Origin of the sequence: Mycobacterium avium subsp. avium, from assembly GCF_009741445.1 — a bacterium.
Classification (GTDB): domain Bacteria; phylum Actinomycetota; class Actinomycetes; order Mycobacteriales; family Mycobacteriaceae; genus Mycobacterium; species Mycobacterium avium.
This window is the reverse complement of record NZ_CP046507.1, coordinates 3029532-3053333: the sequence shown is the minus strand read 5'-3', so window position 1 is coordinate 3053333 and position 23802 is coordinate 3029532. Positions and strand designations below refer to the sequence as shown.

General features: G+C 66.7%; 25 protein-coding genes and 1 tRNA gene. 12 read left to right on the top strand and 14 right to left on the bottom strand.

Annotated elements, in window-relative coordinates; translation table 11 throughout:
- Nucleotides 1-232: 232 nt before the first annotated feature.
- From cysD to MAA44156_RS14095, 3 genes are read left to right on the top strand one after another with little or no spacing between them, the layout of a single operon-like run.
- Complete coding sequence (gene cysD, locus MAA44156_RS14105; protein ID WP_003875596.1) at nt 233-1162, top strand: sulfate adenylyltransferase subunit CysD; 930 nt, start codon at nt 233-235, stop codon at nt 1160-1162.
- Nucleotides 1162-3012 carry an adenylyl-sulfate kinase gene (gene cysC / locus MAA44156_RS14100; RefSeq protein ID WP_009975676.1) on the top strand — a complete coding sequence of 617 codons (1851 nt, stop codon included), beginning with the start codon at nt 1162-1164 and terminating at the stop codon, nt 3010-3012. Before cysD ends, cysC begins: the two co-directional genes overlap by 1 nt.
- 58 nt (nt 3013-3070) lie before the next feature.
- Nucleotides 3071-3556, top strand: a complete 486-nt coding sequence (locus MAA44156_RS14095) for an Rrf2 family transcriptional regulator (protein ID WP_009975678.1) — start codon at nt 3071-3073, stop codon at nt 3554-3556.
- Here MAA44156_RS14095 and MAA44156_RS14090 read toward each other — a convergent pair.
- Together MAA44156_RS14090 and MAA44156_RS14085 are read right to left on the bottom strand one after the other, a co-directional pair.
- A complete protein-coding gene (locus MAA44156_RS14090; protein ID WP_003877279.1) occupies nt 3553-3948 on the bottom strand; it encodes a VOC family protein in 396 nt (131 codons plus the stop codon). The genes MAA44156_RS14095 and MAA44156_RS14090 overlap by 4 nt on opposite strands.
- Nucleotides 3949-3999: 51 nt before the next feature.
- Nucleotides 4000-4413 (bottom strand): VOC family protein, encoded by a 414-nt coding sequence (locus MAA44156_RS14085; protein WP_009975679.1) that lies wholly within the window; start codon nt 4411-4413, stop codon nt 4000-4002.
- Between the two features lie 66 nt (nt 4414-4479).
- Here MAA44156_RS14085 and MAA44156_RS14080 point away from each other — a divergent pair, with 66 nt between their 5' ends.
- Nucleotides 4480-5358 carry an LLM class flavin-dependent oxidoreductase gene (locus MAA44156_RS14080; protein ID WP_009975681.1) on the top strand — a complete coding sequence of 293 codons (879 nt, stop codon included), beginning with the start codon at nt 4480-4482 and terminating at the stop codon, nt 5356-5358.
- A 61-nt stretch (nt 5359-5419) separates the two neighbouring features.
- Nucleotides 5420-6292 (top strand): tetratricopeptide repeat protein, encoded by an 873-nt coding sequence (locus MAA44156_RS14075; RefSeq protein ID WP_009975682.1) that lies wholly within the window; start codon nt 5420-5422, stop codon nt 6290-6292.
- Nucleotides 6293-6316: 24 nt separating this feature from the next.
- On the opposite strand, the gene MAA44156_RS14070 is transcribed toward MAA44156_RS14075, so the two are convergent.
- On the bottom strand, nt 6317-8062 hold the full coding sequence (locus MAA44156_RS14070) for an NAD-binding protein (RefSeq protein WP_023879807.1): 1746 nt from the start codon (nt 8060-8062) through the stop codon (nt 6317-6319).
- 93 nt (nt 8063-8155) lie between these two features.
- Nucleotides 8156-8527 carry a nuclear transport factor 2 family protein gene (locus MAA44156_RS14065; RefSeq protein WP_009975685.1) on the bottom strand — a complete coding sequence of 124 codons (372 nt, stop codon included), beginning with the start codon at nt 8525-8527 and terminating at the stop codon, nt 8156-8158.
- 23 nt (nt 8528-8550) lie between these two features.
- Between MAA44156_RS14065 and MAA44156_RS14060 the strand changes: the two genes are divergently transcribed.
- Nucleotides 8551-9156 (top strand): NUDIX domain-containing protein, encoded by a 606-nt coding sequence (locus MAA44156_RS14060; RefSeq protein WP_009975686.1) that lies wholly within the window; start codon nt 8551-8553, stop codon nt 9154-9156.
- Here MAA44156_RS14060 and MAA44156_RS14055 read toward each other — a convergent pair.
- Together MAA44156_RS14055 and MAA44156_RS14050 are read right to left on the bottom strand one after the other, a co-directional pair.
- The gene (locus tag MAA44156_RS14055; protein WP_023879808.1) at nt 9144-9431 is read right to left on the bottom strand and encodes a DUF732 domain-containing protein; all 288 of its coding nucleotides are present in this window, start codon (nt 9429-9431) and stop codon (nt 9144-9146) included. The genes MAA44156_RS14060 and MAA44156_RS14055 overlap by 13 nt on opposite strands.
- 197 nt (nt 9432-9628) lie before the next feature.
- On the bottom strand, nt 9629-10330 hold the full coding sequence (locus tag MAA44156_RS14050; RefSeq protein ID WP_009975687.1) for a VldE C-terminal domain-containing protein: 702 nt from the start codon (nt 10328-10330) through the stop codon (nt 9629-9631).
- Nucleotides 10331-10439: 109 nt separating this feature from the next.
- On the opposite strand from MAA44156_RS14050, the gene MAA44156_RS14045 reads away from it, so the two are divergent.
- Nucleotides 10440-10946, top strand: a complete 507-nt coding sequence (locus MAA44156_RS14045; RefSeq protein WP_009975688.1) for a nitroreductase family deazaflavin-dependent oxidoreductase — start codon at nt 10440-10442, stop codon at nt 10944-10946.
- 127 nt (nt 10947-11073) lie between these two features.
- Here the strand turns inward: MAA44156_RS14045 and MAA44156_RS14040 are convergent, their stop codons facing one another.
- From MAA44156_RS14040 to MAA44156_RS14005, 8 genes are all read right to left on the bottom strand, one after another.
- A complete protein-coding gene (locus MAA44156_RS14040) occupies nt 11074-11391 on the bottom strand; it encodes a hypothetical protein (protein ID WP_227974634.1) in 318 nt (105 codons plus the stop codon).
- A 267-nt stretch (nt 11392-11658) separates the two neighbouring features.
- A complete protein-coding gene (locus MAA44156_RS14035; protein WP_023879809.1) occupies nt 11659-12129 on the bottom strand; it encodes a hypothetical protein in 471 nt (156 codons plus the stop codon).
- Nucleotides 12093-13181, bottom strand: coding sequence for a hypothetical protein (locus MAA44156_RS14030; RefSeq protein ID WP_009975692.1), 1089 nt, complete (start codon nt 13179-13181; stop codon nt 12093-12095). Before MAA44156_RS14030 ends, MAA44156_RS14035 begins: the two co-directional genes overlap by 37 nt.
- On the bottom strand, nt 13181-13474 hold the full coding sequence (locus tag MAA44156_RS14025; protein ID WP_009975693.1) for a hypothetical protein: 294 nt from the start codon (nt 13472-13474) through the stop codon (nt 13181-13183). Before MAA44156_RS14025 ends, MAA44156_RS14030 begins: the two co-directional genes overlap by 1 nt.
- A 226-nt stretch (nt 13475-13700) precedes the next feature.
- Nucleotides 13701-14954, bottom strand: coding sequence for a hypothetical protein (locus MAA44156_RS14020; protein ID WP_134799933.1), 1254 nt, complete (start codon nt 14952-14954; stop codon nt 13701-13703).
- 511 nt (nt 14955-15465) lie between these two features.
- Nucleotides 15466-16155 (bottom strand): hypothetical protein, encoded by a 690-nt coding sequence (locus MAA44156_RS14015; protein WP_128971810.1) that lies wholly within the window; start codon nt 16153-16155, stop codon nt 15466-15468.
- The gene (locus MAA44156_RS14010) at nt 16152-16691 is read right to left on the bottom strand and encodes a hypothetical protein (RefSeq protein WP_128971811.1); all 540 of its coding nucleotides are present in this window, start codon (nt 16689-16691) and stop codon (nt 16152-16154) included. The genes MAA44156_RS14015 and MAA44156_RS14010 overlap by 4 nt, the downstream gene beginning before the upstream one ends.
- A 290-nt stretch (nt 16692-16981) precedes the next feature.
- Nucleotides 16982-17057: transfer RNA gene (locus tag MAA44156_RS14005), tRNA-Arg, on the bottom strand.
- 115 nt (nt 17058-17172) lie between these two features.
- On the opposite strand from MAA44156_RS14005, the gene argS reads away from it, so the two are divergent.
- Genes argS through thrB form a run of 5 tightly spaced genes read left to right on the top strand, consistent with a single transcriptional unit; the run spans nt 17173 to nt 23625 of the window.
- On the top strand, nt 17173-18825 hold the full coding sequence (argS, locus tag MAA44156_RS14000; RefSeq protein ID WP_009975697.1) for an arginine--tRNA ligase: 1653 nt from the start codon (nt 17173-17175) through the stop codon (nt 18823-18825).
- The gene (gene lysA, locus MAA44156_RS13995) at nt 18822-20240 is read left to right on the top strand and encodes a diaminopimelate decarboxylase (protein ID WP_009975699.1); all 1419 of its coding nucleotides are present in this window, start codon (nt 18822-18824) and stop codon (nt 20238-20240) included. The genes argS and lysA overlap by 4 nt, the downstream gene beginning before the upstream one ends.
- A gap of 3 nt (nt 20241-20243) precedes the next feature.
- Nucleotides 20244-21569: a homoserine dehydrogenase gene (locus tag MAA44156_RS13990; protein ID WP_003873236.1), complete on the top strand. Its 1326-nt coding sequence runs from the start codon at nt 20244-20246 to the stop codon at nt 21567-21569.
- On the top strand, nt 21566-22648 hold the full coding sequence (gene thrC, locus MAA44156_RS13985; RefSeq protein ID WP_009975701.1) for a threonine synthase: 1083 nt from the start codon (nt 21566-21568) through the stop codon (nt 22646-22648). The genes MAA44156_RS13990 and thrC overlap by 4 nt, the downstream gene beginning before the upstream one ends.
- A gap of 41 nt (nt 22649-22689) precedes the next feature.
- Entirely contained in the window at nt 22690-23625 is a 936-nt protein-coding gene (gene thrB, locus MAA44156_RS13980) for a homoserine kinase (RefSeq protein ID WP_033711766.1), read from the top strand.
- Nucleotides 23626-23802 lie beyond the last annotated feature (177 nt).

The following is a 23802-nucleotide window of genomic DNA, read 5'->3' as shown; positions in this document are numbered from 1 at the left end:
CGCGACCGCTCGGGGCGGCGGCCGATTCGGAAGCGGAAGAAGTGGAAGAAGTCATCCGCCCATGTTTTCGCACCGCGCCCCGCCGGCAAAGCACCGCGCCCACTCCGGCGTGACGGTGACGCCGCCCGCGCCGGAGTTGACAGCGCCGGCGCCGGCTGGTCTCATAGATCGTTAAGATGCCAAATATGGTCAGTTCTGCCAGGTTTTATCTCCGACGTTGCCGAAGGAAGCCATGACCGCTGATCTGCAGACGGCGCCCGCCGCCGGACAGTACGAATTGAGCCATCTGCGCTCGCTGGAGGCGGAGGCGATCCACATCATCCGTGAGGTCGCCGCCGAGTTCGAGCGCCCGGTGCTGCTGTTCTCCGGCGGCAAGGACTCGATCGTCATGCTGCACCTGGCGTTGCGGGCCTTCCGGCCCGGACGGCTGCCGTTCCCGGTGATGCACGTCGACACCGGGCACAACTTCGACGAGGTGATCGCCACCCGCGACGAGTTGGTCAAGCAGCACGGCCTGCGCTTGGTGGTCGCCTCAGTGCAGGACGACATCGACGCCGGACGGGTGGTCGAGCCGAAGCAGGGACGCAACCCGATCCAGACCGTGACCCTGCTGCGCGCCATCCGCGAGAACAAGTTCGACGCCGCGTTCGGCGGGGCGCGTCGCGACGAGGAGAAGGCCCGCGCCAAGGAGCGGGTGTTCAGCTTCCGCGACGAGTTCGGGCAGTGGGATCCGAAGGCGCAGCGGCCCGAGCTGTGGAACCTCTACAACGGCCGGCACCACAAGGGCGAGCACATCCGGGTGTTCCCGCTGTCCAATTGGACCGAATTCGACATCTGGTCCTACATCGGCGCCGAGAACATCGCGCTGCCGTCCATCTATTACGCCCACCGGCGCAAGGTGTTTCGCCGCGACGGCATGCTGCTCGCGGTCGACCGGAACATGCAACCCAATCCCGACGAGCCGGTGTTCGAGGCGACGGTGCGGTTCCGCACCGTCGGGGACGTCACCTGCACCGGCTGTGTGGAATCGCAGGCGGCCACGGTGGACGAGGTCATTGCCGAGACCGCGGTGTCCCGGCTCACCGAGCGCGGGGCGACCCGGGCGGACGACCGGATCTCGGAGGCCGGCATGGAAGACCGCAAGCGGCAGGGGTACTTCTGATGGCCGCCCCAACCACGCTATTGCGTTTGGCCACTGCGGGATCCGTCGACGACGGCAAGTCCACGCTGATCGGCCGGCTGCTCTACGACTCCAAGGCCGTGATGGAAGACCAGTGGGCGGCGGTGGAGCAGACCTCGAAGGACCGCGGCCACGACTACACCGACCTGGCGCTGGTCACCGACGGCCTGCGGGCCGAACGCGAGCAGGGTATCACCATCGACGTCGCCTACCGCTACTTCGCCACGCCCAAGCGGAAATTCATCATCGCCGACACGCCCGGCCACATCCAGTACACCCGCAACATGGTGACCGGCGCGTCGACCGCGCAGCTGGTGATCGTGCTGGTCGATGCGCGGCACGGCCTGCTGGAGCAGTCCCGCCGGCACGCCTTCCTGGCCTCGCTGCTGGGCATCCAGCACATCGTGCTCGCGGTCAACAAGATGGACCTGATCGGTTGGGACAGAGAGAAATTCGAGTCCATCCGAGACGAATTCCACGCCTTCGCCGCGCGCCTGGACGTGCACGACGTGGCCACCATCCCGATTTCGGCCCTGCACGGCGACAACGTGGTGACCAAGTCGGATCAGACACCCTGGTACGAGGGGCCGGCGCTGCTGTCGCACCTCGAAGAGGTGTACATCGCCGGTGACCGCAACCTGGTCGACGTGCGGTTCCCGGTGCAGTACGTGATCCGTCCGCACACCCACGAGCATCAGGACCACCGCAGCTACGCCGGTACCGTCGCCAGCGGCGTGATGCGTCCCGGCGACGAGGTCGTGGTGCTGCCGGTCGGCAAGCGCACCCGGATCACCGCGATCGAGGGCCCGAACGGCCCGGTGCAAGAAGCGTTCCCACCGATGGCGGTGTCGCTGACCCTGGCCGACGAGATCGACATCTCGCGCGGGGATCTGATCGCGCGCACCCACAACCAGCCCAGGATCGCCCAGGATTTCGACGCGACGGTGTGCTGGATGGCCGACAACACGACGCTGGAACCGGGCCGCGACTACGTCATCAAGCACACCACCCGCACCACGCACGCGAGGGTGACCGGGCTCGATTACCGGCTCGACGTCAACACGCTGCATCGGGACAAGACCGCGACGGCGCTGAAACTCAATGAGCTGGGCCGTATTTCGCTGCGCACCCAGGTGCCCCTGCTGCTCGACGAGTACACCCGCAACCCCAGCACCGGCTCGTTCATCCTGATCGACCCGCACACCAACGGCACGGTGGCCGCGGGCATGGTGCTGCGCGACGCCTCGGCCCAGGCCGCGAGCCCGAACACGGTGCGGCACAAGTCATCAGCGATCGCCGCGGCGCGGCCCCGCGGCAAGACGGTGTGGTTCACCGGTCTGTCCGGTTCCGGCAAGTCGTCGGTGGCCATGCTGGTCGAGCAGAAGCTGCTCGAAAAGGGTGCGCAGGCTTATGTTCTCGACGGCGACAACCTTCGGCACGGGCTCAACGCGGACCTTGGTTTCTCCATGGCCGACCGGGCGGAGAACCTGCGCCGGCTCGCTCACGTGGCGGCGCTGCTGGCCGATTGCGGCAACGTCGTGCTGGTTCCGGCGATCAGCCCACTGGCCGAGCAACGCGAATTGGCGCGCAAAGTGCACGCCGACGCCGGCTTCGACTTCATCGAGGTGTTCTGCGACACCCCGATCGAGGAATGCGAAAAGCGTGACCCCAAGGGTCTGTACGCCAAGGCGCGGGCCGGCGAGATCACCCAGTTCACCGGCATCGACAGCCCGTATCAGCCGCCGGCGAAGCCCGACCTGCGGCTCACCCCGGACGGCACCGTCGAGGAGCAGGCGCAGCGGGTGATCGACCTGCTGGAATCACGCGGGTAGCCCGCCGGGTCAGCCAGGCTGCATCGAAATCGCCGCTCCGGGTGGCACAATCCTGAGGGTGCGGATGTCAGCGAAGGCGGAGTACGCCGTGCGGGCGATGATCCAGCTCGCCACGGTGCCCGACGGGACGCTGGTCAAGACCGACGATCTGGCCCAGGCGCAGGGCATTCCGCCGCAATTCCTCGTCGACATCCTGACCAATCTGCGCACCGATCGGCTGGTGCGCAGTCATCGCGGTCGCGAGGGCGGCTACGAATTGGCCCGCCCCGGCAAGGACATCAGCATCGCCGACGTGCTGCGCTGCATCGATGGGCCGCTGGCCAGCGTCCGCGACATCGGGCTGGGCGACCTGCCCTACTCGGGGCCGACCGCCGCGCTCACCGACGTCTGGCGGGCGCTGCGGGCCAGCATGCGGTTGGTGCTGGAGGAAACCACCCTGGCCGACGTCGCCACCGGAAGCCTGCCCAAGCATGTCGCGCAGCTGGCCGACGACTACCGCAAGCAGGAAAGCCAGCGGCACGGCACCGCGCGCACCGGCGACTAGTTCGCCGCGCCCGACCCGTACGGGCGGGTGAGGATCTCCATGGCGTGGCCGGAGGGATCCAGGAAGTACACCCCGCGCCCGCCGTCGTTGTGGTTGATCTCGCCGGGACGCCGGGCGCCGGGGTCGGCCCAGTGTTCCAGGCCGCGGGCGCGGATCTTGCCGTAGATGGTGTCGAACTCTTGCTCGGAGACCAAGAACGCGTAGTGCTGGCGCGGGATGTCCGCGCCGTCGGGGGCGTCCGCGTAGTCCAGGCTGGCGCCGTGGTCGAGTTCGACGACCATGAAGTGGCCGAACGGTTTTGGGCCGGGCAGGTCGAACAACTCGGCGAGAAACTCCGCGGATTCCCGTTTGTCGCGTGAGGCGACGATGGTGTGGTTGAAACTGATGGTCATGGTTCTGTCCAGTCAACCACCGCGCGGCCGCGGCGACAACGCGCCGGGCGGCTACTTCGGGGCGGTCAGCTCCAGGGCGATGTTGTCGGGATCGCGGAACTGCAGGATGTAGGCCGGGCCGATGTCCTTGACCGGCTCGTGAGCGACGCCAAGCTCGTCCAAATGCGCTGCGGCCGCATCCAATTCGTCCCTGCTGTCGAGCCGGAACGCGATGTGGTCCAGGCCGGTGCGGTCCTCGTCGAAGCGGTCGGTGGCCACCGGCCGCAGCCCCAGCAGCGTGCCGCCGAGGTCGTAGATGACACCGCCGAACAAAAAGCTCAACTGCTCACGAGTGGACGCGTCGGCGTTGTCGGGCACCTCCAGCAGCACCGGCCAACCGAACACGCTCTCGTAGAACCGCCGTGACTGCTCGATGTCGGTCACGGTCAGGCGCACATGCGCGATGGAGGTGTTGGTCAGACCCATTCGCCCCATGGTTCCACTGAAGGGCCGAATGTTAAACATGCCAGAATCCCCATCGTGCGGGTAGCGATGACCATGCCGGTGATGGAGCCGGATCTGGACGCGACGGTGCTCGAGACCTGGGCGCGCACCATCGACGAGGGCCCGTTCTCGTCGCTGTGCTGGGGCGAGCGCATCGCCTTCGATAACCCGGACAGCCTGACACTGCTGGGCGCGTTGGCCGCCTGGACCGAGCGGGTCCGGCTGCTGACCACGGTGATCGTGCCGCAACTGCACGACCCGGTGCTGCTCGCCAAGGGACTGGCGACCGGCGACCTGCTCAGCGGCGGGCGGCTGAGCGTGGGCATCGGCGTGGGCGGTCGGCAGGAGGACTACCACGCAGTCGGCGCCGACCCGGCGACCCAGACGATGCGCGGCATGGCCGAGCGGGTGGCGGTGATGAAGCGGGTGTGGGCGGGGGAGAAGCTGACCGAATCCGTGTTGCCGGTCGGGCCGGCGCCGGTGCAGCCCGGCGGACCGCCGCTGTTCGTCGGCAGCATCGGACCCAAGACCATTCGCAGCGCGGCCGCCTGGGCCGACGGGCTGGCCGGCACCACGCTGGACCTCGACGTCGCCAAGCAGCGCGAGCTGTTCGACGTGACCCGCGACGCCTGGGCGCGGGCCGGCAAGCCCGCGCCCCACCTGATCACCTCGTTCTGGTTCGCGTTCGGCTCGCCCCGGACCGCCCGCGAGCAGGTCCACCGCCACCTGCGGCGCTACATGAACTGGATACCGGCCGACTACGTCGACGCCATGGCGCCGATGACGGGCTGGGCCGGTGACGAGGACGAGCTGGCAGAGGTGCTGCGCAAATTCGCCGGGATCGGGGCCGACGAGGTGCAGCTGATCCCGACCAGCTCGGACGTCGGCCAGCTGCGCCGTGCGGCCGACGTCGCCGCCCGGCTGTAGCCGGGTCCGGGCGCGTCGGGGTGAATTGCCGGGCCGGCGCGGCGGCGATTTGATTGGTGGCATGACGCAGCAGGAATTGCCCGCCCCGCTGGCCGAACTGACCGGGCTGTTGACCGAGTGCACGAACAAGGGCGATTTCGTGGGGGCCGCGCGACAGGCCGGTGAGCTGGTCACGCTGTGCCGGGCAACGCTGGGCGAACGCCATCCCACCGCCCTGGAACTCAAGGTGTCGCTGGCCACCCTGCGGCTGCGGGCGGGCGAGTGCGCGGTGGCCTACGAGGAGTTCGAGCGGTTGATACCCGACCTCGTCGAGGTGCTCGGCCCCGATCATCTGAGTACCCTGACCGCGCGGCACCTGTTGGCCAGTCGACAGCAGGCCGCGTTGTCGTCGCTGGCCGAATGGTCGCAGCTGTTCGCCGACGAACAGCGGGTCTGGGGCGCCGACCACGAGAACACCCTGGTGGCCCGCGAGAAGATCGCCGAGAAGCGTTGGGAGATAGGCGATTTCGTCGGCGCGATGGCCGAGGGCGAGCAGGTGCTGGCCGCGCGGCGCCGGGTGCTCGGCGCCGATCACACCGACACCCTGGGCACGCAACTGATGTTGTCGATCTGGCGGGGCCGCGCCGGCGACGTCCCCGCGGCCGTCGCCGAGCTGGAGCCGCTGATCGGTGAGCTGCGCGAGAAGCTGGGAGACGACCACGCGCACGTGCTGATGGCGCGACACATGTTCACGCTGTGGGCGCCGGAGCGGGCCGGTGTCACCGACGCGGTCGCGGCATGGGAGGCACTGGTCGAGGAGGAGAGCCGGGTGCTCGGTGACGAGCACCCGGTGACCCTGGCGGCCCGCCAGGAGCTGGCCGGATGGTGCGCCCGGCGCGACGGCCAGGCGGGCGGCGCCGGCGCCCAGGGGTCGCTGGACTGGTCGGCGTCATGACCCGCATCTGCCGTGCCGCGGCCCTCAGGTCGTCGCCTTGTCCGCGGGCCGCTCCTCGTTGGCGGGCTGCTGGGGCGGCTGCCCCTTGCGCAGCGTCTCCAGCAGCTCGCGATACGGACCCACCAGGTAGACGGTGTCGCCGGCCCGGAGCCAGGCGTCGCGGCGGGGATGCAGCTCGACGGGCGTGTCCCGACGAGTGATCGCGATGACCCGGGTCTGGGTGGACATTTCGAACATCCGCAGCCCGTCGAGCTCGCTGCCGGCCGCCACGTGCATGGCGCCGACCATGAAGGACCGCTGCCCGACCGAGAACGTGCCCAGCACCTGCAGGCCCATCGCGGTGCCGATGAACCAGGGCGCCGCCAGGTCGACGGTGGATCGGACGTTTTCGAACCCGAACCGCTTGGCCACCGCATCGCCCAGGGTGCGGTCATAGATGCGCAGCACGATCGGCACGTCGGGCCGGTTCACCTCGGGCATCACCCGCGGCCCCAGCATCTCGCGCAGCACGATCCCGATCTCGATGTTGACCATGTCGTCCTGGGTCAGCACCGCGACGGCCCGGGCCCGGTCGACCCGGGCCGACTCCAGCGTCTGGCGCAGCGTCGCATCCCCGAAGATCACCGGCACGTCGAGTTCGGCCGCGGTGGACAGGAACCGGTTGTTCTCGTCGCGCTCGATCACCGCGACGTCGTAACCGGCGGCGGTCAGGTCGGCGACGACGCGGCTGCCGAACGATCCCTGCCCGACCACGATGATGTGGTTGCGCAGGTGGCGTGCCCGCCGCAGCCCGGCCGACTGCAGAAAGCGCCGCGACAGCAGCAGGTCCGCCAGGAACGCGACGAGCAGCGCGGTGGTCGTCACGCCCGCGAACATCAGGCCCACGGCGAAGATTCGCAGCCAGGCGGACTGGTGGGCGAAGGTGAACTCGCCGTAGCCCACCGTGGTGATGGTCTCGGCGGTGAAGTACAGGGCGTCCAGCCAGGACAGCCGCGGCTTGGTGTAGGAGAAGTGCACGATGACCGTGGACACCAGCAGCAGGGTGAGTGCGAGCAGGATCGCGGGGAACAGCATCGGGTTGACGTCGTCGCGCATGGCGCGGGCGGCGTCCAACACCCGCCGCAGCCACGTCTGGCGAGAACGGGTCGCGGGGGGCCGCGGTGTTCTGATGCCGCGCGCGGCCAGTTCGTCGGCGCTGCCGATCATGGCGGTCCAGTCGCCGGCGCGCACCCGGTGGTCCCGGCCGGGACAGGGCACCACCTCGCCGGGGGTGGCGCCGTCGTTGCCGTGGATCACCGCCACCGGCGCCAGGTCGCCGTAGATCTCCCGAAGCGTCGCGTCGCGGGGTGCCTCGGCCCCCGACACCAAGAAGTCGATGCCGGCCGCCCGGACCGGGTGGGTGCTGCTCGACAAGCAGGCCTCGACGACCGAGGGGGCGGCGAGGTCGGCGACGTCGAGGATGGCGCCGGGGCCGTTGTCGGCGGCCACCGCCCCGCGCAGCACGTCGTTGCCCAACCGGGCGACCACCCGCACGTGCGGGTTGGTTTTCCTTGCCAGCAAGGCGATTTCGAGATTCTTGGCGTCGTCGCGCCCGGCGCACACGATGGCGCTGGCGCGGGCGAGGTCGGCGCCGGCGAGTTCCTCGCTGGGCAGCTTGACGATGGTGGCGCCCGCGCGGTTCAGTTCCTCGGCGATGGTGGTCGCCAGCACGTCGTCACCGCTGACGATGATGTGGCGGCGCGGACTCATCCGGGGTGAGTCGTCACGCATAACCCCACCTCTTGATGACATTGGCGCTCACGGTGTTGCTACGACTATCGGGCACCATGCCGATTGACGCCAGTGCGACGCGGTAAGGCGGTGCTAGAGGACCTGGACGTCGGTCGGGGACCAGAACGCGCGCATCGCCGTGATCTTGGCGTCCTCGTCGAACGACATCGTCGAGATGGGCGAGATGCGGGTCCGGGTGTCGCCGGCGTCGAGCGTGAGGTGCCACAGGAAGGCGGCTTCGCTGCCGGAGACCCGCAATTCGGCGAGTTCGGTGTCCTTCTTGGCGTCCTGGAATCCCGCATAGAAGGCCCGGATCGCGTCGTGCCCGCGGCGAATGTCGGCGCCGATCGGATCCTCGATGGTGGCGTCGGCCGCGTACAGGGTCACGATGTCGTCGGCGGTACCGGTGGCGACGAGCGCCAGGTAGCGATTCACGGTGTCGGTGATGGCTTCTGCGGACGGCATGAATCGGGACGCTACTCCTGGCCGTGTCGGGTGTGGTGTTCGTCGCGATACTGGGCGGCGTGACTTTCATCGAACGCCTCGCCAGCCGGGAGATCTACCGCAACCCGTGGATGGTGTTGCGCGAGGACGACATCCGCCGCCCGGACGGCAGCGCGGGCATCTACAGCGTGGTCGACAAGCCTTCGTACGCGCTGGTGATGCCCTACGACGGGCGCCGTTTCGGGTTGGTGGAGCAGTTCCGCTACCCGATCGGGGAGCGGCGCTGGGAGTTTCCCCAGGGCACCGCTCCGGAGTTGGCCGACGCCGATCCCGTCGAGCTGGCCCGGCGCGAGCTGCGCGAGGAAACCGGATTGCGCGCAACGACGTTCGAGTCGCTGGGCCGGCTCGACGTGGCCCCGGGGATGAGCAGTCAGCGCGGCTGGGTGTTCCTGGCCACCGGGATCGTCGAGGGTGAAGCCGACCGCGAGCACGAGGAGCAGGACATGCGCAGCGCCTGGTTCTCCCGCGACGACGTCGAGCAGATGATCCGGACGGGCGTCATCGCCGACGCGCAGTCGATCGCCGCGTACGGCCTGTTCCTGTTGCGCCCGGAATCAACCGGCGCGCCCGTGACGGATCAGGGGCAGTAGTTGGATTCCGCGGCGCTGACGATGGCGGTGGCGTCGGCGTAGTTGAAGGAACTGTTCAGGCCGGAATGCACATCGGCGGCCAGCTCGTCCGGGGTTTTGCCCGCGGCGCGGTCCGAGCAGATCGCGTGGCCCAGCTGAATCAGCGTGGTGTCGCCGCCCGGCTGCCAGGCGACGCCGATCTTCTTCAGTTGGGCGAGGTACCCGTCGTCGTCGGCGACGGCGATCCCGCTACCTACGGTCAACGCCGCAGCAACGGCGGCCGGAATGCATAACATGCGTAGCCCGCAAACAGACATGATGCGTGGCTCCTTCTTTCGGTGGGGTGCAACCGGCTCAGTATGCGGGCTATGACGCCGGGTTGCGCGCGGAACGGCGCAAACCGCGCAAACGCATTTATGCCCGACGACCGGCGCCGTCAGCAAGGCGAGCGTTCGGTGGTGGCAATCCCGTTGCCGCGCAACGGCTCGGCCGTTCAGTCCGGCGGCGTAGGGGTCATCGACGCGATGTAATAGGTCTCGTGCCCGCTCGGGTAACCGCCGCCGTCGGTGGCGATGTGGACATGGTCGTAGTGGTCGGCGGTTTCGGAGCCCAGGTCCGCCATCCAGTTGCCCCCGCCGACGCCCGGATAGATCTTCTGCCGCCAGATCACGTGATTGATTCCCCAGCGTTTGGCGTTCGCCAGGGCGTAGCCGGCGATCTGGTTGCCGAGCTCGATGCCTTCGGGGGTGTGGTAGTTCGGGATCATCACGTCGATCGCCAGCCCGTTGGGGTGCCACGGCAACGGGTCTTCCCGATACCCGTAGATGGTCGTGATCTGGGGGAACAGCACGCTGATGGCGCGCGCCGCCCAGATGGTCTTGACCTGCAGCCGGTCCTCGGAGCCCACGCTGTGCGGCAGTGCGAGCTGGAATTGCTGCCCCGCGGACGGGGCGGGTGGCGCCAGGGCCGTCAGCGATTCCACCTCGGCAGGACTGGCGGTGCGCGGTGCGCCGGCCGGCGGTGGGTTCGCGGCGGCGCTGGAGGCGGTGGCGCTGGGGGTGGGCGCCGCCGCCGGTGGCGCGGGGCAGCAGCGCGGCTTGGTGCCCTGGGCGTGGATCATGGCGGCGGAGATGACGAGGGAGGCCGCGACCGCCAGCCATCGGCCGGCGCTCTTCGTGACCACCCGCACGCCCACGACCAGCAGCTTAACGCCGCCTGTGACGCCTGTGGCTCGTTTTTTCGACAGCTCGCCCCGGTCGGGCCAAAACGCCCCTCGACGCCGTCCGGCGAGTCACACTGAGGCCATGTCCGGGCGATCGTTCGACGATGCGAATGCTTTTCACCGGTTGATGCGCCGCTTCGCGTCCACGACCGCCGGCGTGGCGCTGCTGCGCCCGACGGCGCATCACCTCGACCGCCTCGTCGCTAAGGCCACCGGCGGGCGGAGCAGCTTCGCCGGGTTGGCAACCGGCATCCCGGTGGTCATGCTCACCACGACGGGCGCCAAATCCGGTGAGTCGCGCACCGTCCCCGTGTACGGGATTCCGCATCCCGAGGGCCTGGCCCTGATCGCATCCAACTTCGGCGGCGCCAAGCATCCGGCCTGGTATTTCAACCTCAAGGGCCACCCGGAAGCGACGGTCACGGTCGGGCGCGACAGCTGGCATGCCACCGCGCGGCTGGCCACGCCCGACGAGCGCGACCAGATCTGGGCCAAAGGTGTCGAGCTGTATCCCGGTTGGCGAAAATACGAGGTGCGGGCTGGCGATCGCCATATCGAGGCGTTCATCCTGAGCCGGGCGCCGGCCTAATCCCTCACGGGCGCTTCGCGTTTGGTAGGCCGCCGCCGACGCTGGTTTCGTATGGCTATGCCCACGTCCCGACAACAATGACTGCCGCAGAAATCTCCAGGGCTACCGCGGTCACCGCGGTGTTGGTTCAGTGCGCGGAACCGCTGCGCTGATCGACATTGCCGGCACCACCGTCAAGCGCTTTCGCGGTGAACGCAATCGTCCACAGGAGAACGACGTAAGCGAGCGCGTAGCTCGGCACCATGACCCACAACGACTTCCCGCCCATGAACAGCCCGGCTACGCCGCTCACGGTGTCGCCTACGAATCCCGATACCGCCACTCCCGCCATGATGGCGATGTAGGCGTGCTCCCGCTTGCGTGTGACCTTGCCCGATCTTCGTTGAGTGAAGTACCAGATCCCAACGGCGACAACGACGATCGCCGAGGCGATGAATCCCGCCACGAGCCACACCGGCAGGGGCTTGCTGGGGGCTATGTGGGCTGACTTGAACACAATGTCGACGTGATCATCGCGGCGATGTACGCCGGCAAGAGTAGGACCGCGCGCTTCAGGTTGATCACGGCTTCGGCAACCCCGGTACCGGAATGTCAGCGCATTCCACTGCGCCTTCGACGGCTGACTTTACGGGCGCTTCGAGAAGGCCCTTAACGAACCCGCCGACGAAACCCGCGAGCCCCATCGCGGCGGGTCTCGCTGGAAGTGAAGTGTTTAGCGTGGGGTGCCGCTGCGGTCATCTGCGTTGCCAGCGCGACTATCCAGCGCTTTCGACGTCCACGCTATCGCCCACAATAAGACGACGTATGAGAGTGCATAGCTTGGCGCCATGGCCCACACCGACCTGCCGCCTAAAAGAAGTGATGCCATGCTACCCAGTACGTCGCCGGCAAAAAGGGACGCCATTACGCCGACGAGGAGCGCTATGTAAGCGTGCTCGCGTTTCTGTGAAATCTTGCCGCTGGCCCGTTGAGTGAAGTACCAGATCCCTACGGCAACTACGGCTATTGCAGAGGCAATAAAACCGACGACTATCCAGACTGGAACAGACTTGCTGGGGTTGACGCGAGTTGAATGGAACACCATGTCGACGGCAGTCAGCGCGGCAACATACAGCGGCAGAATGAGCACCGCCCGTTTGATGTTGATCACTTCATCCACCCCGGTATCGGTACATCGGCGCATTCGGCTGCGCCTTCTAGCGCCGCTTTGACGGGGGCTTCCTCTACACCCTTCGCGAACCCGCCGACAAAGCCGAGGACGGCCCCGGGCAACGCCCCTGCGCCGGCGAACTCGGGAGTGGCTATTCCGCCACCTGCCGCACCGACGATCGCACCCTTGATGCCTGTCTCGAATCCGCCTTTGACCATATCCTTGCCGACGTTAGCTTTCACCTGACCCCCTACGCACTGCCCGAAGCTCGGTTGAGGCGGCACGGTAGGCATCGGTCCTGGCGCCGGCTGAGGACCGGGGTCTGGTCGCGGACCGAATGCCGGCATAGGTGTGGCAGCCGGCTGCGCTGGCTGGCCGGGTGACGTGAGAGCTTGCTTGTACTGGTCTAAGAAGCTGGGCTGCTGCGCTGGCTGCGGAGCCCCAGGCTGGGGTTGCGGTTGTGGTTGTGGGCCGCCGTCCTGCTTGAAGTCGACAAGGCGCACCCCGTTGCGGTTCGAGCCAGGTGTCGTGCGGTCGGCGGCGGCTGCGCCGTGATTGGAGTTTGGACTCGAGGCTGGCGCAAAGCCGCTGCCGCCGAGACCGGCAGTAGCGGCGGTGAGCTGAGCGGCGACCTTGGTGTCGGCCCCGTCGAGTTGTTCGGCGCGCAAACGGATGTCAGCGGCGAACGCTTCGGCCTGAGCTTGGCGCGCGGCCCGTTCTGCCGGGCTGGTGCTGCGGGTGTCGGTCACTGACAAGTCTTCTCCGACAGTGAATCCCGCGTTCTGGGCGTCTTCGATGCCGTAGACGACGCGGCGCTGGGCTGCGCTGATGTCGCTGGCACCGTTGCGGGCTATTCCAGCGGCCTGCCGCAATAGATCGGCCTTGGCGCTGACGACGGACAGGTCGGCCTGGGTGCGTTCTCGCAGCGCGTCACCGCCAGCACCACGCCACGCGATGGATTGCGCCTGGTTGCGCATCGTCAAGAAGCCGTCTTCCCAGCGGTCGGCGGTTTGCGTCCAATAGCCGGCAGCCTCGATGAGGTGCTCGGTGGACCACGCCAGGATCTGCGAGAGTGTGGCGGGCATCAGACCACCCTCACGTTTGTCACGTCATTCATCGCGGCCGCCGATGTGGCCTCCTGGCTGAGGTATCCGCCGGATGCCGTGGTCACCCCGCCGACCGTTTCCTGCGTGCGCGCTACGAATGACGCCGCAGTAGCGCCGATCGCCGCGTTGAGGGCATTCACGGCCGCCGTCGTGGCCTCGAATGACAGCCCCGGCGACGGCGGCGCCCCAATGAACTGGGAACTAAGCGCCTGCCACTGGGCCGCTGTAGCGACTAGCTCGGCGGGCACGACCTGCAATGAATCTTGCCCCATAACCCCATGATTTTAGGCGGCGCACTGATCGATCGCTATTGACCAGCCGATGCGGCAACGCATTAGCGACTCTCGAGGCGCTTGGTACGGGTGAGACCGGGCCGCGAGTAACTACGGTTTCTTTGCCGAGGCCAAGCTGCACACCTGCAAGCGGCGAGCTGAATACTACGTCGTGTCACTGCGGGTCGAAGGATTGCGACGCCGTATTGAGTACCGTACCCGGCCTTCAAGGATTTGTAAGGACGGCGCTCCAACGGTTGAGATAATCGGCTGGCTGCAGCGATCCCAGGACCATGTTGTTGCTTCGCGCTAAGTCGAGTCGTTCTTTCGCGTTGCGCAGGGTCGCTGCTATGTCGGTCGGAGTCGAGCTCTCCGTTGTATCAAGCTCCCATCGCCGCGCAAGCGCGAAGTGCCTCTTGAGATCGTGGTAGGGCAGCGAGGCAATCGTTTGTCCGGTTGCTCGCCAGTCAGTGCAAGCCGAGCACGGGCATACGAAAGAATCGTCCGCGGCCACGAGTTGGGCAGCGACGGCGGGCGAAAGGAACGCGTGCAGATCCCGAACGTAATACCGCGGAGGGGCGGCACCTGTAGCATTCAGTGCAGGCCAATCGCGGAACTCGCTGTACGTCAAGCCGTTTCCAAACGCCGCCAATCCCGCGTAGCGAAGGCAAATGCTGAAGAAACCACCATACATGTTTACAAGACTTCGGGAATCTCCATTGTTGACTACGACCTGCCAGAGATGGCGTAGCTGCTCCTCGGACGCCTTGCGTTCATCAAAGTTCGTAATCCAGAAGAAGCACGCTCTCGACAGCGATTGTGGAACTAGTGGCAACAGAGCTTCAAGCGTCGTTACGCCATCAACGGCCTTCTGCGGTCGCCCATCGACGCAGAGAACCGGGATAATCTCTTTCGGCTGACGCAGCGAAGCGCAAGTACTCCAAACCGACTGCATCACTTGCCACCACGGATCATCGACCCCCGACACGGCGAAGTATGGCGCAAGAATGCAATATGGTTTCTTCGTTTCTCGTGCCGGTCGTTGCTCACCTTGCTCGGCCAAAGCCTCTGCAAGTAAAGCCGCGTACCGATCTAGCTTCGTTTGAACGAGCGGCCCGTTCTCGTCGTACTCGCGTTGGCGACGAACTACTTCCCTTACCATTTCGTCGACGACATCGGGCGACCAGAAGGCTGTATCGAAGTTGGCCCCGTCGTCACCTAACGTCGCAGCAACAGTTGACCCATGCCACTCGGCCAGAGCAAAGTGCGATGCGCGCGGGGCGTCAAGGAAGTCCTGAAAGAGCGGAGTACGCGGGTCAATCAAATAGTCGATCTGGCTCGACAGGACGAACCCGGCGGTCGCCTCGGGGTAGTAAGCCGCGATAGTTCCTGGAACTGTCATCACGTCGAACGAGTTTCGAACCTCGGCGTTACGGAAGCTCGCTTGATCGCTGTTCCCGTAGGCAAGCAGATGGCGCATCCTGTTTATCGCCCCTTCACGATTTGATTCACCTTGAGCTTTCCCCTAGCTCGCACCGGAACAAGTTGCGCGACTATTCGTGCGTGAAGGGCAGCATCCGGGCAACTTGCTGTTGCGGGAACCACAACCTCGATTGCCCGGGGCCTCAACGCGAGCACACCCACGCCGTAGTCGTCTGCGGCCCGGACGATCGTTTCGTTCAGTCGGCTCGCTGGCATGGCGATCATCGATGCATCAACCGCGTAGCGATTCAATGCAGCTTGCCGAAGTGCACGATTCCAATCTGTTAACTTCACTTCGATGCCGACAACCAAATCGCTTCCGATCGCTTCACAGAGGTCGCGAACACGGACGCATATATCGGTACGAGCCCTACCGTGCGAACGTACTTCGAGGCCAATCGCTCTCGTAGGCCAGTCATTTCGCAATCGGCGAGCCGTTACGGCGATCAGCGCCGCCTCAGACTGACGGGCGACTTGCGTGTGGTCTCGCGCGGCGGTGGCAACGGTTGTCACGATGTTTGTCCAGTCGATGCCTGCTGCGCCCGTCGAACCAATGTAGACAGGGCGTTGTTCTCGCGGTTGGCGCCCCACCACTCGCAGGCGGCCCACCCTACCGAGGCAGCGAATAACGCGACGACGAAGATAGTCAAAGCATTAGGAAACTGAACCGTGGGCAGCATCAGGTAACAGCTGATGTATAGCCATGCGACCAGGAAAAATCCCATGGCTGCTGCGCACCGCTGACTGTGGGCGACAAGTCGACCATGCACCGAACTGGCACGGTGGATCTTCCCATAGTGCTCTTCTAGAGAGCTGAGACTAGTCGCGAACGATGCGCGATAGCTCAGTATCCTCGTCGCTTCCAGTTCGGGGTCACGTCCCGGTTGGCCTCGGAGGTATTCCCTATCTTCGATGATTATTTGGGCGATTTCCTTTGGAAAGTACGGGTAGATTTTAACGACGATTTCCGCGAGAGCCGGATGCACCTCGGTAGAGAAGACAGCGTCTTTCACGGTGCCTATCTTGCTAGCACAGTTATTGCGAACCCGATCTTCGGCTGTGAAGCCACGAACTATAGCGGCAACGGCGAAAAGAGTGACTGGTGTAACCAGAAACAACCACGCGGAATCAAACTTGAAGCGATGAGGTTCGTCTTCAGCTAGCCATGACAGCGTCACGGCGATGACATCCTGACTCACCTGAACCGATGAGCGATCTTCGAATTGACCGCTGAGTCGGGATATGTGCGGTAAACGTGACGTATCAATGACGACAGTGGCCGAGCTGCGTACTGATCCTTGATGGCGGAGAGCGCGGACACGACATCGGGATGGTGGCGTCCAAGAAGGCGCGCGACCGCAGCGCCCTTTTCCGTTAGCAAGAATTGTCGCTCAACGTATTCATCGCCTTCAACCGCCCCGGTAACGTCAACATCTTCCATGCTGTCGATTGTTCTGCCGTCGACAACTCGCTCTTCTATGACCAACTCGGCCTCCTCGAGCAATTCGACGGCTTGGTAAACGTCTTTGGAGAATGGACCGTAGTCATACGCAACGAATTGTAATCTGTCTTTGCTGACGACGTTCGGAATGTCCGTCTCCTGCTGTACAAGGAACAGCAGCTTTTCAAGCCGAGTAATTCCATTTACCCGGTTAACCGCGGACGCGACTTTCGTCGGAGCCGCAAGCATGAGCAATACGAGGTCACTGCCCTCTAGCGAGTCAGCAATCCCCACCGTCACCTCCCCGTTTAAGCTGCCGAAACTGTACTTTGCGATTGGCTCCCTGTGTGGTCGTTCGGCGTCGGTTGGTGCCGCGTGTCGAGATGCCCTGAAAGCCACTCGGGAACTCATCGTAGGTACATGGTCTGACGCCTGGCCAGGTGTCGAGCCTCGGTCGGTCCGCACGCCATGACAGCTAGCGAATCCGGACTACGAGCGAAGACGGCTGAGGTTGGAAGACTGTTGGGTCCCGCCGCCAGGGCCCCATCATAACGACTATATTGGCTGGTGAGAGCACTTTTGCTTGGTGCCCCCGGCAGGATTCGAACCTGCGGCCTTCTGCTCCGGAGGCAGACGCTCTATCCCCTGAGCTACGGGGGCGCGACAACGTTGTTGTTGCACCAATGGGCCCCGACAGCCTAACGCATCCGGATGACCGCTTCGTCACCGCAATGGATTCGGGGCGCGGGCACCTCAGCCAATAGGATGGACGCTCGTGACCCCCGCTGACCTCGCCGAGCTGCTCAGAAACACCGCCGCCGCGGTGCTGGCCGAGCGTGGGCTGGACGCGGCCGCGTTGCCGGCGACGGTCGTCGTCGAGCGCCCCCGCAACCCCGAGCACGGCGACTACGCCAGCAACCTCGCGCTGCAGCTGGGCAAAAAGGTCGGCGCCAATCCCCGCGAGCTGGCCGGATGGCTGGCCGCCGCGCTGGCCGAAACCGACGGCATCGCCTCGGCGGAGGTGGCCGGCCCGGGCTTCATCAACCTGCGCCTCGAGGCGTCGGCGCAGGCCGTCGTCGTCACCAACGTGCTCGACGCCGGCGACCGCTACGGCCACTCCGACGCGCAATCCACCCACAACATCAACCTGGAATTCGTCTCGGCCAACCCCACCGGGCCGATCCACATCGGCGGCACCCGCTGGGCCGCCGTCGGCGACGCGCTGGGCCGGCTGCTGTCCACCCAGGGCGCCGGCGTGGTGCGCGAATACTATTTCAACGACCACGGCGCCCAGATCGACCGGTTCGCCAGCTCGCTGATCGCCGCCGCCAAGGGCGAGCCGACGCCCGAAGACGGCTACGCCGGCAGCTACATCAACGACATCGCCGCCCAGGTGCTGCGCCAGGCGCCCGACGCGCTGAGCCTGCCCGAGCCGCAGCTGCGCGAGACCTTCCGCGCCATCGGCGTCGACCTGATGTTCACCCACATCAAAGAGTCGCTGCACGAGTTCGGCACCGACTTCGACGTGTACACCCACGAAGACTCGATGCACACCAGCGGCCGGGTCGACCAAGCCATCGCCCGGCTGCGCGAAACCGGCAACATCTACGAGAAGGACGGCGCAACGTGGTTGCGCACCAGTGCATTTGGTGATGACAAAGACCGCGTGGTGATCAAGAGCGACGGCAAGCCCGCCTACATCGCCGGCGACATCGCCTACTACCTGGACAAGCGGCAGCGCGGCTTCGACCTGTGCATCTACATGCTGGGCGCCGACCACCACGGCTACATCGCCCGGCTCAAGGCGGTCGCCGCCGCGTTCGGCGACGACCCGGCCGCCGTCGAGGTGCTCATCGGGCAGATGGTCAACCTGGTCCGCGACGGCCAGCCGGTCCGGATGAGCAAGCGGGCGGGAACCGTGATCACGCTCGACGACCTGGTCGAGGCGATCGGCGTCGACGCGGCGCGCTACAGCCTGATCCGCTCCTCGGTGGACACCCCGATCGACATCGAGCTGGCGCTGTGGTCCTCGGCGTCGAACGAAAACCCGGTCTACTACGTGCAATACGCGCACGCCCGGCTGTCCGCGCTGGCCCGTAATGCCGCCGAACTGGGCCTCATCCCCGACACCGCGCACCTGGAACTGCTCAGCCACGACAAGGAGGGGACGCTGCTGCGCACCCTCGGCGAATTCCCGCGGGTGCTCAAAACCGCGGCGTCGCTGCGCGAGCCGCACCGGGTGTGCCGGTATCTGGAGGACCTGGCCGGTGACTACCACCGGTTCTACGACTCCTGCCGGGTGCTGCCGCAGGGCGACGAGCAGCCCACCGATCTGCACACCGCCCGGCTGGCGCTGTGCCAGGCGACCCGGCAGGTGATCGCCAACGGGCTGGCGATACTGGGCGTGACCGCTCCGGAGCGAATGTGAACGTCCACCCCGCCGGTCCTCGGCATGCCGAAGAGACCCGCCACCCTGAAAGCCCGCCGCGCCCGCAGTCTCCCGAGGAGCTGTTGGTGCTCGCGCCGAATGTGTGGCCCCGCAACGCGACTCGCAACGAGGCCGGCGTCGCGACCATCGCCGGGGTCGCGGTGACCGAGCTGGCCCGCGAGTACGGCACCCCGCTGTTCGTTGTCGACGAGGACGACTTTCGGTCCCGCTGCCGCGAGATCGCGTCGGCCTTCGGCGGCGGCAACAACGTGCACTATGCCGCCAAGGTCTTCCTGTGCAGCGAGGTGGCCCGCTGGATCGACGAGGAAGGCCTGTCACTCGACGTGTGCACCGGCGGCGAACTGGCCGTCGCCCTGCACGCCGACTTCCCCCCGGAGCGAATCACCTTCCACGGCAACAACAAATCCGTCGCGGAGCTGACGGCCGCGGTCAAAGCCGGTGTGGGGCATGTCGTTTTGGACTCGATGACCGAGATCGAGCGGCTGGACGCCATCGCGGCCGACGCGGGCATCGTCCAGGACGTCTTCGTGCGTCTCACCGTCGGTGTGGAGGCCCACACCCACGAGTTCATCTCCACCGCGCATGAGGACCAGAAGTTCGGGCTGTCCGTGGCCAGCGGTGCCGCGCTGGCCGCCGTCGGCCGGGTTTTCGACACCGAACACCTGCGGCTGGTCGGCCTGCACAGCCACATCGGTTCGCAGATCTTCGACGTCGCCGGCTTCGAACTCGCCGCCCGCCGCGTCATCGGCTTGCTGCACGACGCGGTCGAGCAGTTCGGCGTCGAGAAAACAGCGCAGATAGCCACCGTGGATCTCGGTGGGGGACTTGGCATTTCGTACCTAGCCGCGGACGAGCCGCCGCCGATGGGTGAGCTGGCGGGCAAGCTGAGCGCGATCGTGCAGCACGAGTCCGCGGCGGTGAGGCTGCCGACACCGCGGCTGGTGGTCGAGCCGGGACGGGCCATCGCCGGCCCCGGCACGATAACCCTCTACGAGGTGGGCACCGTCAAGGACGTCGACGTGAGCGCCACCGCGCACCGGCGCTACGTGAGCGTGGACGGCGGCATGAGCGACAACATCCGCACCGCGCTGTATGACGCCCAGTACGACGCCCGGCTGGTCTCCCGGGTCAGCGATGCACCCGCCGAGTTGGCCCGGATTGTCGGAAAGCATTGCGAGAGCGGCGATATCGTGGTTCGAGACACCTGGGTCCCCGGCGATCTGAGGCCCGGTGACCTGATCGGGGTGGCCGCCACCGGCGCCTACTGTTATTCGCTGTCGAGTCGGTACAACATGGTCTGCCGCCCGGCCGTCGTCGCGGTGCGTGACGGCCGCGCGCGTCTGGTGCTGCGCCGCGAGACGGTCGACGATCTACTGAGTCTGGAAGTGAGGTGAGCTGTGCCCCGTGACGAAAAGCCGGTTGGTGTAGCGGTACTCGGGTTGGGCAACGTCGGCAGCGAAGTCGTCCGCATCATCGAGGACAGCGCCGGTGACCTGGCGGCCCGCATCGGTGCCCCCCTGGTGCTGCGGGGCGTCGGGGTGCGCCGCGTCGCCGACGACCGCGGTGTTCCGGTCGAGCTGCTCACCGACGACATCGAAGGACTCGCCGCGCGCGACGACGTTGACATCGTCGTGGAGTTGATGGGGCCGGTGGAACCGTCCCGCAAGGCCATTCTGTGCGCGCTCGAGCACGGCAAGTCGGTCGTCACGGCCAACAAGGCGCTGCTGTCCACCTCCACCGGCGAATTGGCACAGGCCGCCGAAAGCGCGCACGTGGACCTGTATTTCGAGGCCGCCGTGGCCGGCGCCATCCCGGTGATCCGGCCGCTGACCCAGTCGTTGGCGGGTGACACGGTGCTGCGGGTCGCCGGCATCGTCAACGGCACCACCAACTACATCTTGTCCGCGATGGACAGCACCGGCGCCGACTACGACACCGCGCTGGCCGAAGCCAGCGACCTGGGCTACGCCGAGGCCGACCCCACCGCCGACGTCGAGGGGTACGACGCCGCGGCCAAGGCCGCGATTCTCGCGTCGATCGCGTTCCACACCCGGGTGACCGCCGACGACGTCTACCGGGAGGGCATCACCAAGATCACCCCGGCCGACTTCGCCTCCGCCCGCGCCCTGGGCTGCACCATCAAACTGTTGTCCATCTGCGAACGCATCACCGGCGACGATGGCCAGGAACGGGTTTCGGCGCGCGTCTACCCGGCGCTGGTGCCGCTGTCCCATCCGCTGGCCACGGTCAACGGCGCCTTCAACGCGGTGGTGGTCGAGGCCAGGGCCTCCGGCCGGCTGATGTTCTACGGCCAGGGCGCCGGTGGAGCGCCGACGGCGTCCGCGGTGGCCGGTGACCTGGTGATGGCCGCGCGAAACCGGGTGCTGGGCAGCCGCGGCCCGCGGGAGTCCAAGTACGCCCAACTCCCGGTCGCACCAATGGGTTTCATCTCCACCCGCTACTACGTGAGCATGAACGTGGCCGACAAGCCGGGTGTGTTGTCGTCGGTGGCGGCCGAATTCGCCAAGCGCGAGGTGAGCATCGCCGAGGTCCGTCAGGAGGGCGTCGCCGACGAGGGCGGCCGCCGGGTGGGTGCCCGCATCGTCGTGGTCACCCACACCGCCACCGATGCCGCGCTTTCCGAAACCGTGCATGCGCTCGCCGATTTGGACGTCGTGCAGAGCGTGACGAGCGTGCTGCGACTGGAAGGGACCAGCCTATGAGCGCCCAGCGCACCGCCGTCCATCAGCCCTGGCCCGGCCTCATCGAGGCCTACCGGGACCGGCTGCCGGTGGGCGACGACTGGACCCCGGTGACCCTGCTCGAGGGCGGCACCCCGCTGATCCCGGCCCGCCGGCTCTCGGAAAAGACCGGCTGCACAGTCCATCTCAAGGTCGAGGGCCTCAACCCCACCGGCTCCTTCAAGGACCGCGGCATGACGATGGCGGTCACCGACGCGCTGGTGCGCGGCCAGCAGGCGGTGCTGTGCGCCTCCACCGGCAACACCTCGGCGTCGGCGGCGGCCTATGCGGCCCGTGCCGGCATCACCTGCGCGGTGCTGATCCCGCAGGGCAAGATCGCGATGGGCAAGCTCGCGCAGGCGGTCATGCACGGCGCCAAGATCATTCAGATCGACGGCAACTTCGACGACTGCCTGGAGCTGGCCCGCAAGATGGCCGCCGACTTCCCGACGATCTCCTTGGTCAATTCGGTCAACCCGGTGCGCATCGAGGGTCAGAAGACCGCGGCGTTCGAGATCGTCGACGTCCTGGGCGCCGCGCCTGACGTGCACGCGCTTCCGGTCGGCAACGCCGGCAACATCACCGCGTACTGGAAGGGATACACCGAATATCACCACGAGGGCCTGATCGAGAAGCTGCCCCGCATGCTCGGCACCCAGGCCGCCGGGGCGGCCCCGCTCGTGCACGGCGAGCCGGTCAAAAACCCCGAGACCATCGCGACCGCGATCCGCATCGGCGCGCCGGCATCGTGGACCGCGGCCGTCGACGCGCAGCAGCAATCCCACGGCCGCTTCCTGGCGGCCACCGACGACGAGATCCTGGCCGCCTATCATCTGGTCGCCGAGTCCGAGGGCGTGTTCGTCGAACCCGCCTCGGCCGCCAGCATCGCGGGACTGCTGAAGGCGGTCGAGGACGGCTGGGTGGCGCGCGGGTCGACGGTGGTGTGCACGGTGACCGGCAACGGCCTGAAGGATCCGGACACCGCGCTGCGGGACATGCCGACCGTGACCCCGCTGCCGGTCGATCCGGTCCTGGTGGTCGAGAAGCTCGGGCTGGCCTGACGAATGGGCGCGCTCGCAACGAAAGGCTGTTGGTGACCTCCATGCTGCCCGCCGGGCTGGTGGCCTCCGCCGTCGTGTCGGCGTCCAGTGCCAATCTCGGTCCCGGCTTCGACAGCATCGGCCTGGCACTGAGCCTCATCGACGAGATCACCGTCGAGACAACCGATTCCGGCCTGGTAGTGCAGGTCGAGGGCGAGGGTGCCGACCAGGTGCCGCTCGGCCCGGAACACCTGGTGGTGCGCGCCGTGGAGTGCGGCCTGCGCGCCGTCGGCGTCCGCGCGGCGGGCCTGGTGGTGCGCTGCCGCAACGCCATCCCGCACTCCCGCGGCCTGGGCTCGTCCGCCGCGGCGGTAGTCGGCGGCCTCGCTGCGGCGAACGGCCTTGTCGCACAAGCGAATTGCCAACCGCTGAGTGATGCTGCGCTGATCCAGCTGTCCTCGGAGTTCGAGGGGCATCCGGACAACGCCGCGGCCGCCGTGTTTGGTGGCGCGATCGTTTCCTGGATCGACCGCGGCGGACAGCACCCCCGGTACGCGGCGGCGCCGCTGCGGCTGCACCCCGATATCCACCTGTACTGCGCGATTCCCCAGGAACGCTCGCTGACCGCGGAGACCCGGGTGCTGCTGCCCGCGCAGGTCAGCCACGAGGACGCACGCTTCAACGTGAGCCGAGCCGCGTTGCTGGTGGTCGCGCTCACCGAACGCCCGGATCTGCTGATGGCGGCCACCGAGGACGTGCTGCATCAGCCGCAGCGGGCGCCGGCCATGCCCGCCTCGGCGGAATATTTGCGGCTGCTGCGGCGTCATAACGTGGCAGCGACGCTTTCCGGGGCCGGTCCCTCGTTGATCGCACTGACCACAGCGTCGGCGTTGCCCCCGGAAGTGACGGAGTACGGGGCGGCGAACGGATTCACCCTCGCCGAAATGACCGCCGGCGAAGGAGTTCGCTGGAGCCCGGGAGTCACCGTCGTCGGTTGATCCACAGCGTGGCCGGAGGGTTTGCTTGCTTCCGGCAGGGATGGGGGCTATCCTCGGAGCCGTCCAGCAATCGCAGCATCTGCATCTGCATACATACTGCCTTGCCGCTAGGACAACACCAATTCTTCTTGTGGACGAGGTTCGCCGTTTACTCCGCCGATCCAGGCGATCACCGTT